This is a genomic window from Streptomyces sp. x-80, assembly GCF_046549095.1.
Lineage (GTDB): Bacteria > Actinomycetota > Actinomycetes > Streptomycetales > Streptomycetaceae > Streptomyces > Streptomyces celluloflavus.
The window spans coordinates 447,710-460,663 of the sequence record NZ_JAJPWM010000002.1 but is presented as its reverse complement, the minus strand read 5'-3'; the positions used below and the strand labels follow the sequence as shown (position 1 = coordinate 460,663).

At 69.9% G+C, this 12,954-nt stretch carries 6 protein-coding genes, 1 tRNA gene and 2 pseudogenes; 4 read left to right on the top strand and 5 right to left on the bottom strand.

What is annotated here, in order from left to right:
• The first annotated feature begins 12 nt into the window (after positions 1 to 12).
• On the top strand, positions 13 to 711 hold the full coding sequence (locus ACLJWH_RS04940) for a hypothetical protein (RefSeq protein WP_411140306.1): 699 nt from the start codon (positions 13 to 15) through the stop codon (positions 709 to 711).
• Positions 708 to 2,111, top strand: coding sequence for a sensor histidine kinase (locus ACLJWH_RS04935; protein ID WP_411140305.1), 1,404 nt, complete (start codon positions 708 to 710; stop codon positions 2,109 to 2,111). Before ACLJWH_RS04940 ends, ACLJWH_RS04935 begins: the two co-directional genes overlap by 4 nt.
• 52 nt (positions 2,112 to 2,163) lie before the next feature.
• On the opposite strand, the gene recQ is transcribed toward ACLJWH_RS04935, so the two are convergent.
• Positions 2,164 to 4,245 carry a DNA helicase RecQ gene (recQ, locus tag ACLJWH_RS04930; protein WP_411140429.1) on the bottom strand — a complete coding sequence of 694 codons (2,082 nt, stop codon included), beginning with the start codon at positions 4,243 to 4,245 and terminating at the stop codon, positions 2,164 to 2,166.
• 867 nt (positions 4,246 to 5,112) lie between these two features.
• Between recQ and ACLJWH_RS04925 the strand changes: the two genes are divergently transcribed.
• Together ACLJWH_RS04925 and ACLJWH_RS04920 are read left to right on the top strand one after the other, a co-directional pair.
• On the top strand, positions 5,113 to 5,553 hold the full coding sequence (locus ACLJWH_RS04925; protein ID WP_411140304.1) for a hypothetical protein: 441 nt from the start codon (positions 5,113 to 5,115) through the stop codon (positions 5,551 to 5,553).
• Positions 5,550 to 5,852 (top strand): transcriptional regulator, encoded by a 303-nt coding sequence (locus tag ACLJWH_RS04920; protein WP_411140303.1) that lies wholly within the window; start codon positions 5,550 to 5,552, stop codon positions 5,850 to 5,852. Before ACLJWH_RS04925 ends, ACLJWH_RS04920 begins: the two co-directional genes overlap by 4 nt.
• Before the next feature lie 280 nt (positions 5,853 to 6,132).
• Here the strand turns inward: ACLJWH_RS04920 and helR are convergent.
• From helR to ACLJWH_RS04900, 4 genes and pseudogenes are all read right to left on the bottom strand, one after another.
• Positions 6,133 to 8,283, bottom strand: a pseudogene (gene helR / locus ACLJWH_RS04915) (RNA polymerase recycling motor ATPase HelR).
• 298 nt (positions 8,284 to 8,581) lie between these two features.
• Positions 8,582 to 9,803: pseudogene (locus tag ACLJWH_RS04910) on the bottom strand (glycosyltransferase).
• Positions 9,804 to 10,405: 602 nt separating this feature from the next.
• A tRNA-OTHER gene (locus ACLJWH_RS04905) sits at positions 10,406 to 10,471 on the bottom strand.
• 426 nt (positions 10,472 to 10,897) lie between these two features.
• Complete coding sequence (locus ACLJWH_RS04900; protein WP_411140302.1) at positions 10,898 to 11,812, bottom strand: hypothetical protein; 915 nt, start codon at positions 11,810 to 11,812, stop codon at positions 10,898 to 10,900.
• Positions 11,813 to 12,954: the final 1,142 nt, after the last annotated feature.

Here is a 12,954-nt window from a genome sequence, read left to right as displayed (position 1 = left end):
GGCGGTGGCAGCATGCGGCGACGGCGGGCGCGGGTGGCGCTGGCCTCCTTTGCCGTGCTGGTTCCGTTCGCTCTCGGGTCGGGATGCGCGAGCTTGGAGGGGCTCAAGAGCGACGGGCGGGCCAGGGAGGTGAAGGCGCCGCTCGCACTGTGGCCGGAGTATTCGCCCGCTCCGCCGAACCGCGAGGACAACCCGGCCGCCCTCAAACCCGTACCGGGCGTGCCGCGCATCCCCGGCGGCGATATGACGGCCGCCGACCCGCTCGCCGTCCTCGACGCGGACCTGGCCGCCGAAGGACGCCCGCCACCCGACCCGAAAACCGTGCGCCGTCCCCTCCTGTACGACCTGACCGACGACGGCAGACCCGACCTGATCACCGTCGTCGACCTCGACCGCCGCACCAGCGAACTGCGCGTCTACAGCGTCCGGGACCAGGTCGTCACCCGCGTACTGTTCGTGCGCGGTGTGCTGGCCGGAGTCGAACTGGCCGCCGGGCATCTCGCCGTCCGCCAGCCCACCGAGGACCCGCGCTACGTCAGCGTCACCGACTATGTCTGGAACGGCGACTCGATGGGCCTGTGGGACCTCACCCTCGACGAGGCCCGTAAGCCGACGGCCGCTCCGGGCGCGGGCAAGCGGACCGCCGGCCTCCGGCGCACCGGCGCGCCCTCCGTCGCAGTGCGGCCGTCGCCCCCGGGAGGCGGTCCGTGAGACGCCGGGCGCTCTCCCTCCGCTGGAAGATCGCGCTGACCGTGACGGCGGTGTGCTGCGCGGTGGCCGCGGTCCTCGGCGTCCTCGTCCACAACGCGGTGGCGCGGCAGACCGTCGGCCAGGTCCGCAAGGAGGCCCGCGCGGACCTCGACACCGCGCTGGACCTCTTCGAGTACGGCACCTCGCGCGAGGGCATCAACTCCGTCCTCGATCCGCCCGACATCCCGGAACCGCTGCGACAGCTGGTGCGCGAAGGCGATCGCGGCAGCATGGTCGGGACGTACCGGGGGCAGTCCGTCATGTGGGCGGCGGCACCCGCGGGCGATCACGTCATGGCGGTGTGGACGCGGTACGGCACCACGCAGCGCTCCCTGGAGAAGTTCGATACGGCCATCCTCGGCTCGGCCGTACTCGCCGCCACCGCCGTCGCGCTCGCCGGGCTCTTCCTCGCCCAGCGCATCAGCCGCAGGCTGGTCGCCACCGCGGCCGTCGCCCGCCGGATCACCGCGGGCGACCTCGACGCACGGGTCGGCGATGCCGCGGGCCCTGGCTCCGGCCCTGGACCGGGTCCGGTGCCGGGCGGCGGGCCGGCGGGTGATCCCCGCGGCCGTTCACGTGACCAGCCGTCCCGTGGTCCGGCGGGCCATGACGAGGTGGCGGCGGTCGCCGCGGCCCTGGACTCGATGGCCGGCTCGCTCCAGAGCCGCCTTCAGGCCGAACAGCGCTTCACCGCCGATGTCGCGCACGAACTGCGCACCCCGCTCACCGGCATCCTCGCCTCGGCCGAGCTGCTCCCCGAGGGCCGTCCCAAGGAGATGATCAACGACCGGCTACGGGCGCTGCACCGGCTCACCGAGGACCTGCTGGAGATCTCCCGGCTGGACTCGGGCACCGAGCACGCCGACCTCGCCCCGTACGGACTCGGCACGCTGGTCGAACGCTCGGTACGCGCCACCGGGCTCGACACCGAGGTGCGGATCGCCGCCGACCCGGTCGTCGAGACCGACCGGCGGCGCCTCGACCGCATCGTCGCCAACCTCGTCATCAACGCGCACCGGCACGGCGGGCCGCCGGTCGTGGTCACCGTGGACGTGCCGCCCGGCGGCACCCCGACCGTCGAGGTGCGCGACCACGGGCCCGGCTATCCCGGCGAACTGCTGCACCACGGCCCGCAGCGCTTCCGGACCGACGCCCCCGGCCGCGGCAAGGGCCACGGCCTCGGCCTGACCATCGCGGTCGGCCAGGCCGGCGTCCTCGGCATCGGCCTCCGCTTCACCAACGCCCCCGACGGCGGTGCCCGCGCGGTCCTCCGCCTGCCCCCGTCCGAGCCGGCACCCGGCCCCGCCGCCGGCCACGGGACCCGGCCGCCGGACCGGCCGGCACCTCCGGCTCAGCCCTGACCCTCCCCCGCTCCCGCACCCCCGGCTCTCCCGGACCTTCGACTTCCTCGGCTCACCAGTCGATGTCGTCCTCCGGCTCCGGCGGGATGCCCTCCTCCGGCGGTTCCTCCAGCGCACCGGCCCCGAACGCACCGGCCCCCGGCCTGCCCGCCCCCGCCGACGACCTGCCCGAAGCCGATGTCGAAGCCGATGCCGATGCCGATTCTGAGGCCGATGCTGATGCCGCCGGGGCTGACCCCGACCCCGACGCCGGGGACGCCGGATCCGAGGTGGTGCCGTCCGACGCTCCGCCGTCCGGTTCCCGCCCCGCCAGCACATCCAGGATCTGCTGCCCGTACTTCGCGAGCTTGTTCTCGCCGACGCCGTTGACCGTGCCCAGTTCGGCCGTGCTCGACGGCCGGGCGGTGGCGATCTCGCGCAGCGTCGCGTCGTGGAAGATCACGTACGCCGGGACGCCCTGCTCCTTGGCCGTGCGGCCCCGCCAGGCCCGGAGGGACTCGAAGACCGGCAGCGCCTCCTCGGGCAGATCCACCGGTGCCGCCCGCCGGGACTTCGCCTTCGCCGCGCGCGGGGCCTTCTCCGGCTCGCGCCGCATCGGCACCTCGCGCCCGCCGCGCAGCACCTCGGAACTCGCCTCGGTGAGCACCAGGGTGCCGTAGTCACCCTCGACCGCGAGCAGCCCCTGGGCGAGCAACTGCCGTACCACGCCCCGCCATTCGGCCTCCCGCAGATCTTCGCCGATGCCGAAGACGCTCAACGCGTCGTGGTCGAACTGGATGACCTTGGCGGTCTTCTTCCCCATCAGGATGTCGATGATCTGGCCCGCCCCGAACTTCTGCCCCCGCTCGCGCTGCAACCGCACGATCGTCGAGAGCAGCTTCTGCGCGGGCACCGTGCCGTCCCACGTCTGCGGCGGGGCGAGGCAGGTGTCGCAGTTGCCGCATGGGCCGCTCTGCTGTCCGAAGTACGCCAGCAGCCGCACCCGCCGGCACTGCACCGTCTCGCAGAGCGCGAGCATCGCGTCGAGATGCGAGGACAGCCGCCGCCGGTGCGCGTCGTCCCCCTCCGACCCGTCGATCATCTTCCGCTGCTGCACCACATCCTGGAGCCCGTACGCGAGCCAGGCCGTCGACGGCTGCCCGTCACGCCCCGCACGGCCCGTCTCCTGGTAGTACCCCTCGACCGACTTCGGCAGATCCAGGTGTGCCACGAACCGGACATCCGGCTTGTCGATGCCCATGCCGAACGCGATCGTGGCGACCACGACCATGCCGTCCTCGCGCAGGAACCGTGACTGGTTCTCGGCGCGGGTCCGGGCGTCCAGCCCCGCGTGGTAGGGGAGCGCGTCGATCCCGTTCTGCACCAGGAACTGCGCGGTCTTCTCCACCGACGCGCGCGAGAGGCAGTACACGATCCCCGCGTCCCCGGCGTGCTCGCTCCGCAGCAGCTCCAGCAGCTGCCGCTTCGGCTCGTTCTTCGCCGCGATCCGGTACTGGATGTTGGGCCGGTCGAAGCTCGCGACGAAGTGCCGGGCGTCCGGCATCCGCAGCCGGGAGGTGATCTCGGTGTGCGTGGCGTCGGTCGCGGTGGCGGTCAGGGCGATCCGCGGCACCTCGGGCCAGCGGTCGTGCAGCATCGACAGGGCCAGGTAGTCCGGCCGGAAGTCGTGCCCCCACTGGGCGACGCAGTGCGCCTCGTCGATCGCGAAGAGCGAGATCTTCCCCCGGTCCAGCAGATTCAGCGTCTGCTCGACCCGCAGCCGCTCCGGGGCGAGATACAGCAGATCCAGCTCCCCGGACAGGAACTCGGCCTCCACCAGCCGCCGCTCCTCCAGGTCCTGCGTCGAGTTGAGGAACCCGGCCCGCACTCCCAGCGCCCGCAACGCGTCGACCTGGTCCTGCATCAACGCGATCAGCGGCGAGATCACCACGCCCACCCCGCTGCGCACCAACGAGGGAATCTGGTAGCAGAGCGACTTCCCGCCGCCGGTCGGCATCAGGACGACCGCGTCCCCGCCCCCTATGACGTGCTCGATGATCTCCTGCTGACTGCCGCGGAAGGCGTCGTACCCGAACACCCGGCGCAGCACCTGCACCGCCTCGCTCACGTCATCCGACGCGCTGTCCACATCCATGTCCACGACCACTTCCACGTCCGCCAGAGCCATCCCTGAAGCGTACGAGTTCGCGGGTGCGCCCGCTGAGCCTGTGGACAACTCACGACCGCCGCCCCACCCGGCCCGGCGGCGGCGCCGGCCCGCCACCTCGCTGACCTGGGCCGGAAGCCCGCGTCGGGGACCGGGCACGGTGACCGTCGCCGCCCGCCGCCCGCCCGGAAGAGGCGGCCGGAAGCCCGTTTCGCGGCATCCGGGATCACCGCCGCCTGAACCCCGCCGCCCCGGTACGGCACGCGCCCGGCCTGCCGGCGACTGACCGACGAGCTCCGGCAGCCGCCGCCCTGACCGTCGAGCCCCGCGGTCCACCGGGACGTCACCTCGGAGACCGGACCGGGCTTGCCGAGGACGACCAGGGTCATGGCGTCGACGGGGAACAGTTCGGCGCACGCCGCGTCGACTTCCGCTGCCGTCGTCCGCCGGAGGCGGTCCGGGAGGTGCTCCGCCCAGTCGACCGGTCTGCCGGCGGAGACGCCATCGCGCAGCAGATCGGCCTTGGCCGCCGGAGAGTCGAACGCGCCGAGCAGTTGGGCGGCGCAGAAGGTACGGACCGGTTCGAGTTCGGACTCGGTGACGGGAGCGGCACGGGATGCCCGCAGGGCCTCCCGGACGGCCGCGATACCGGGTGCCGCGTCCGCCTCGGGGAGGGTAGCCCTGAGGTAGGTCCCCTCGTCACGCCCCGCACCCCTCGGGTGCCGAGCGTGTGCCGAGCCGCCCGCCGCGGGTGGTCAGCCGGCTCCGCACCGCACCGATGTCACCACTTGCCGTGTTGGAAAGTGGCTTGTACTGTTTTCCAACATGGAAAACAGTACACACAACTCTCACGGTATGGACGCCAGTTCCGCACGCGAGGCCCTCGACGCCGTCGCCGCTTCCCGCACCCAGGTGGCGGCGCACGTCGCCAGCCCCTGGTGGTACCACGTGGGGATGGGGGTCACGCTCGCGCTGCTCTTCCTCTCGATGAGCCTGCGGATGGCCTCGTGGGCCGTTCCGCTGCTCGTCGCAGTGGTGGCCGTCCTCGGCCTGACGGTCCGGCGGGCGACGGGCGTCTCCTTCGACCGCTACACGGCAACTCCCGGCGCCACCAGGCTCTTCGGCATCTACGCGCTGGCCTCCGTGCTCGTCGTCGTGGCCGGGATGTACCTGGAGTGGGGTGCGGGGATGCGTTGGGCCATCGCCGGCGCCGGGCTGGTGGTCGGGGTGTTCACCATCGCCGTGGGGTACCGCGTCGACGCGGTCGCGCGGCACGACATCCAGGCCGGCCGATGACCGACGCGGCCTTCGACGAGGTGATCCACGCACCGAACCGGTTGCGGATCTGCACCACGCTCGCCGCGGTGGACGCCATGGAGTTCTCCGTGGTCCGCGATGCGCTCAAGGTGAGCGACTCGGTGCTGAGCAAACACGTCAAGGTCCTCCAAGCGGCGAGCTACGTCACCGTCACCAAGGTGCGCGGCAGCTCTCATCCGCGCACCTGGCTCGCGCTCACATCGGAAGGGCGACGGGCCCTGGCCGGGCACATCGCCGAACTCCGCCGCATCGTCGAGACGGCACAGGCGGACCGGTGAGACCGGGCGCTGTGAGCAGGCTGCTGCTCCGGCAGCGCACGTTCGTGAGTGCTCCGGCGCCACGCGCCGCCAGTGACGGCAAGTCCGAGGGCGAGATGCCGGGTGGTCGCCATCGCATGTCCCCCGGCCCGTTTCCAACTCCGTTACCGACGCAAGCCGTTGGCGGTCCGCTGTTGGTACGGCGTACCGCGCATGCTGCCGAAGCCCCGTACACCGGTGGTGTGCCGACGTCCGGGAACGCCACCCCCTCGCCCGCCGGCGGGCGTTCGTCCGGCCGACGTCAGGAGCTCGTGAGGATGACGAGTTGCCGCGTCGCCCGGGTCATCGCGACATAGCGGTCGACCGCTCCCTCCACACCCTTGCCGAACACCTCCGGGTCGATGAGGACGATCAGGTCGAATTCGAGCCCCTTCGACAGCTCCGGGGTCAGCGACCGTACGCGGGACGTCGCCCGGAACGCGGGATCGCCGATGACGCAGGCGATCCCGTCGGTGCGCGCGGCGAGCCAGGTGCCGAGGACCGAGTCCAGATCCGAATCGGAGCCGTGGACGACGGGGATGCCGCTGCTGCGGATGGAGGCCGGCACATTGGCGTCCGGGAGTTCGGCCCGTATGACCGGCTCGGCCTCCGCCATGACCTCCTCCGCCATGACCTCCTCCGGCGTCCGGTAGTTGATGCTCAGGGAGACGACGTCGATCCGGTCGAGCCCGGCCCGCGCCAGCCGCTCCTGCCACGACTCCGCGAACCCGTGCCTGGCCTGGGCGCGGTCCCCGGCAATGGTGAAGCTCCGGAACGGGCAGCGCAGCAGCATCTGCCACCCCGCGTCGGTCAGTTCCTGCGCCTCGTCCACGACGATGTGCGCGAACGGTCCGGCGAGGAGATCCGGGTCGGCGCCGGGCAGTGCGCTCTCGTCGATCAGGCTGCCCTGAAGGTCCTGTCCACGCAGCATCGTCACCGCACCCTCACCGTCGTCATCGGCCGCCAGCAGACCGTCGATGACGACGGCCCTGCGCGCGCGGTCGGCGGCGACGGAAGCGTCGTTCCGGCGCTTGCGGAATGACGCCTCCGGGTCGCCGAGCCGCTGCCGTGCCGCGTCCAGGAGTGGCAGGTCGGACACCGTCCAGGCATGGGCGTCCGCGCGCTGGAGCCGGCGAACGTCATCAGGGCCGAGCCAGGGCGCACACTTGCGCAGACAGGCGGGCACCGACCACAGATCGCCGACGAGGTCGGTCGCTTCGAGCATCGGCCAGGCGCGGTTGAGGGTCCTGATCAGCTCCCTGTCCCGCAGCAGCGACCTCCGGAGCAGCGTCGCTGTCGTCCTTGTCCATCAGGATCGTGAGCAGCTTCTCCCGTATCCGGTCGCGCGCCTCGTTGTGCGGAGTACCGGGTTCCACCGCTTCGAACGCCGCCGTCCAGTCGTCGGCGCTCAGCCAGATGTAGGACCAGTGGCTCGACACCGTCACCCCCTCGGTGGGCGGCTCCTCGTAGATACCGACGGCCGGCTCGATCGCCCGCACCAGAGCCGCGGACGACTTCAGCAGAGCCACGTACGGGTCGGGCTCGATCGCCGCTCCGGCTCCCTCGGCGACGAGATCCCGCAGCGTGCAGGTCTGCACACCCTCCTCACCGAGGCTCGGGAGGACATCGGCGACGTAGGCCAGGTACGGCTGGTGCGGACCGACGAACAGCACGCCGCCCCGGCGGTGACCGAGGCGAGGGTCGGAGTAGAGGAGGTGGGCGGCGCGGTGCAGCGCGACGACGGTCTTGCCCGTACCCGGACCGCCGTCGACGACGAGAGCGCCGCGGGAGCCCGCCCGGATGAATTGGCGTCCTGGTCGGCCTGGATGGTGGCGAGTACGTCCCGCATGCGGGACGACCGGTTGCCGCCCAGGCCGGCGATGAAGGCGGACTGGTCGTCGAGCGCGACGTGCCCCTCAAGCCCGTCGGAGGTGAACACCTCGTCCCAGTAGTCGCTGATCCGGCCGCGGGCCCAGCGATACCGGCGGCGGCTCGCCAGCCCCATCGGGCTGGCGAGGGTGGCTCCGAAGAACGGCTCAGCCGCAGGGGAGCGCCAGTCGAGCAGCAGCCGACGCCCCGCGCTGTCGGTGAGGCCCAGCCGTCCTACGTACACGGGCTCGGGGCCGTCCGAGCCGACCATGCGTCCGAGGCACAGGTCCAGACCGAAGCGACGCAGCGCGCGCAGGCGGGCGGTCAGCCGGTGGATCTCCGCGTCCCGGTCCATCGCCTGCCGGCCCACGCCGCCGGGCGCCCTGCGCTCGGCATCGAGGCGGCCGGACAGTTCGGCGATCGTCTGCTCAAGGCTCTCCGCGATGGCCGCGAAGTGCCGCTCGTCGCCGTCGATCAGCGTCGGGTCGGCCTTGGGGAAGAGGTGGTCGGGAAGGTCAAACGCGCTGGTGGTCAGGGGGTTCACGGCATACGCTCCGATCTGGGGTGGCTCGCGGCCGACCGTCGGGTGCGCGGCAAGGCGTGCGGGCGGCCGACCGTCGGGTGCGCGGCAAGGCGTGCGGGCCGGCGCGACGAGCCCGGTGGCCCTGGCGAACAACGCTCCGCCCGACGCGGACCCGATGGCTGTTGTCGGTTCAGGTCGCCGGGTTCGCGGATTCGCGGATTCGGGGTTCGCGGGTCTGCGGGTTCTCGTGTCCTGGGTTCTCGCGCCCTGCGTTCTCGCGTTCTGGGTTCTGGGTTCTGGCCCGGAGATTCCGCGTGGTTCACGCGGACATGGGCGGCTTTCCCCGGCTGACGGCGTCGAGCAGCAGCTTCGCGGCCACCGCCGCCCCGTCGGTACGGACCGTGCCGGCCACGGCCTTCGTCCGTGCGCGGGTCCCCGGGGCCAAGGCCGTCCTGAGTGCGGCCGACAGGGACTCGGTGGTCGGGGTCGGACCGTCGTGTGCCGCGCCGATACTCAGACCGGCGACGCGGCCGGCCCCGTACGGCTGGTCCGTCGCCTGCGGTACCACCACCTGAGGCGCGCCGGCCCGGGTGGCCGCCGTCGTGGTGCCCGCGCCGCCGTGGTGCACGACGATGGCGACCCGGCCGAACAGTGCCTGCTGGTTGACCTCGCCGACGGCGAAGCAGTCGTCCTGGTCGTCGATCAGGGCCAGATCGGCCCAGCCACCGGCGAGGAGCGCGCGGCGGCCCTGCGCGCGGATCGCCTCGATGGCCATCCGGCCGGTGTCCGTCGAGGTGCGCATGGGCATGCTGCCGAAGCCCACGTACACCGGCGGTGTACCGGCATCCAGGAACGCCACCAACTCGGCCGGGAGCGGGCGGACATCGGGCACGAACCACGCGCCGGTCTGGACGATGTCGAGGCCCGGCATCTCCTGCCACGGGTCCAGGACCGGGTCCGTCGCCAGCCACGGCCGGTCGCCGATGACGTAGTCGCGGACGCTGTCCACCGGAGGCAGAGCGACCGACGCCCGGCTGGTGTTGAGCGCTGCACCGAACAGCGCGTTGATGCTCTGCGCGTCCAGGTCCCACAGCAACCGGTTGTCGGTCACCTCCGGCGGGAACGGCCGGCCCGGGTACGCCAGCGGCGGCGGCAGGGTTAGCTGCTGGAAGGTCACGGACACGGAGCGGATGCCCAGCTTCTCGGCCACCGAAAGCGCGCCGGCCGCGGCCGGCATCACGCCGGTTGCCACCAACGCATCACACCCCTCGGCCGCCGCGCTGACCGCATCGAACTGGTTGGCGATCAACTCGGCCGCGCGCCGGGGCAGCGCCGACGGCTCCGGCGCCGCTGCCGTCAGCGCGCGCCGACCGGCCGACCGGCACCAGCGCCACCCCCACACCGGCCAGCCGCTGCGCGAAGCCTTCATCTGGCGGCGCCCACACCCGCACCTCCGCACCGAGCACCCGTAACCGCACCGCGAGCCCCACCAATGGTTCGACGTCCCCGCGCGACCCGTACGTCGACAACAACACACGCATTTCGCGACTCTCGTTTCCGCAGATTCTGTCCTCGGCCGGAGATTCTGCGCCGCAACCGGGGCCTTGCCACAAGGGACCCCATCCGCTATATGTTGAGAGCGGCAAGGAGTGGGAAAACTCCTTGCCTTTGTCTTTTGTCGACCGCTGCCTTTTATCGCGCCCTGTGGACGGACCACCTCCGCGCGAAGCGGGGGAGCGCTCGCGGTGTGCCGTACCGCGTCGTGCCGCGTTGTGCCGTACCGCGTCGCGCACGGCGGCACCGTCGGCCCACGGGGAACGTTCATGGACTCCGGTTGCAGCCGCTAAACGTGCTACCTGCGCCCGGACGCCGGCCCCGACGCTTGACTCTGGGCGCCGGCGGCTCGATCACTGCCCGCCCACAACTCGTCATCGTCGACATCCCAGACATCCCACGGCACGGCCGTGCCTCCCCGCGCTCCGGATATTCAGTCCCGGAGTGACCCCATCAGCGCGCAGAGCTTTTCGTCAGGAGTTCTTGGAATCCGGAATGTGGACCCGTAGTGGACTCTGCGGCACGGTCGTGCATCACGAGCAAGGGCCAGTTCGAGAGGATCAACCCTCCGAACTGGCCCTTCGGTCTGTGCCCCCGGCAGGATTCGAACCTGCGACACCCACTTTAGGAGTGGGATCGAATCCTTGCCGGGGGCTGCGCGACGCTGCTGCGCGGTGCTGTTTTTCCTGGGGAAGCTGCTGAGCGGTTGCGCACCCGATCCCGTGCTTGGTGCCCAGTGTCGGGCAGTCCACGCACGCACGCGACTCGCATCCTGAGCCAATGCCACGCGAGCAAGTCGGCCACTCAAGCAGGCGATCATGCGGACCCACGGCACTAGGACATTCCAAATGTTCCTCTGGTTATGTGGCCATTGTCCGCCTACTTTTCCCGTCGCAGTACCAACGCGGACGCGTGCGCCCACGAATGCCATCAGCTTGTGCCGAAGTTGCTTGTTCTGCCCTACTGCTTTCAGTGGCCATCGAAACTCATAGGTCAGCTGGCGAGATGCTGCTGGAGTATTAGATTCGCCATGCCGCCATGCCGAACTCAACACCCAGGATCGACCAATCCGACAGGGCTGTTACTGGTCCGCGATGTGCAGCCAGCTCTGGCTGATGGTCTGCATGTCGATGACACTGGGGAAGCGATCTGCGAGGTAGTGCTGCTCCATCTCCTCGCCCGTCTTACGGTTACGTACGACCTTGACGCCGCCCATCTTCATCTTCTTCAGGGTGCCGATGGTCTCACCTGCGACGAGTGCGTTGAAGGCCTTGATTGCTTGCCCTGACTGTTGGACGCTGTCCCTGCTGATGGCGCCCTTGTTCACGTTCAGCATGGTGTTCGTGTAAACGGCCCTGGGGTCCTTGCCAACGTACTCGCGACTTGCGTCACCGATGCCCCTGAAGAAGAACTCAGCGACGTGCTCGGTCCACTTCTCCAGGATGATCTGGTGGCTGATGAGCAGTCCTGTGCCGCTGGCGTGGCACTGTCGCCCCTTCGCAAGCATGTAGTTGATCCGGGATTCCGGGATGGGCCAGGACGCCATGAGGTCGGGAATCTCGTCAGCAGTGATTTTTCCCGTAGACCAACGGGTCCAGTGCAGGCCCTCAGCTCGGTTGCGCAGGATCTTCAACGCTGCGCCGTAATAGTTGGCACTGTTCTGCGCCATTCCGGATGCCTGGGCCACGTGGTCGCCCGCGGTCCGCACACGGCCCCCATCGATGGCGGCGAAGATATCCGGGTCCAGGTCGTATGTGACCTGTGCGGTCACGGAGATTCCCGTGTCGATGATGGCCTGTGCTCGATGCTGTCCATCGATAAGGCAACCGTGCAAGTCTAGCGCGAAGCCTTGGTGGGTTGTTCGGAATTGTTTCGCCTGCAGGATTTCCCGGAACTTCTCGACGTTATAACCACGCAATGGTACGCGGTTGCAGATCCTGTTCTTCATCCAGTTGGTGCAGATGTCAGGCGTGACCGTCATCGTCTCGGTGCGCATGGGCAGAATTCTCCCGATTCCACAAAGAGTGCAGCTGACCTAAGCCCGCTGTTTCCTTTCGTGCAGCATTGCAGATGTGGGCCGGCCCCGAGGTTGGCTGATCGAAATATGACAGGATTTGCCTGAATGTGGCAAATTTCTTTCTTTGTGGCATCGGCTGTCGCGTCTGTATGTTTGCATTGGGTAATCTCTTCTACCCTGCATGAACCCTGAGGTAGGACCTATCCGTCGTCCCGCTCCGTACCAGGCGCGTTCGGTCAGGCGGAGCCCGAAAGCGTCAAGGTCATCAACTTCGCCCCTTTTGTTCAAAGGTGATCAGTTCAAGCACCGCGCTTGGTCCGTGACGTCCATGCCAAACGGAGGGGGCGCGGGGGGGGCTATGCATGCTGAATGAGTCTCGTCCCGCGACCTTCCGGTGCTCGCGATCAACTTCTACGCTGCCGACTCCTCGGCGCCACAGCGGTGCACGCGCCGACGCCCAGTTCGGTACCTTCGGCCGAAAGGGCTCTGTGCTCTCCTCGCCCATCCCGTCGTTCACGCCCCCACGGGCGCAGTCGAATGGAGAGCACGGTGATGCCTCCGCGCGACTTGTCGAACCGCAGAAGGGTGTGCCGTCCTTGGCGGGATGCTCTCGGCGGAGTCCGGGTGCTGCATGCGTACTACGCGGCCAGGGCACTGCTTGTCAGGGGCTGACATACACGTTGGCATGACGTGGTGAGGACAGTGGAGGCCTTCGATTCTCATGCGGCGGCCTCGCTTCCGTGGTTCAGGGGCGTCGCAGAGTGCCGTTCGCGGGGCTGGTGCCCGTTTGCGTGAGGCGTGCCGACGGGGCCGCGATCGAGTTGCCTCGTGCGTGCTGGTCTTGGGTGTGCCGGGGATCTGCGGGGAGACCTGGCCATCGCGGAGGCTGCCGCCCGGATCGTACCGCACGCACCGGAGCGGTGCCCGAACGCGACAAAGCGGAGAAACTCGGCTCGGAGTCCGTGTCGGACGGTGCCGAGCAACCCGGAGGAATATCGGGGCTTGGCGTCCCGTCCGCTCACACACCGCTCACGTAAACGGCCCCGGATGAAGTCCGAGGCCGACCAGAGTCACGACATTGCTACTAAGGGTTGTCCCGTAAATGCTCTTCGAGCTGCCTC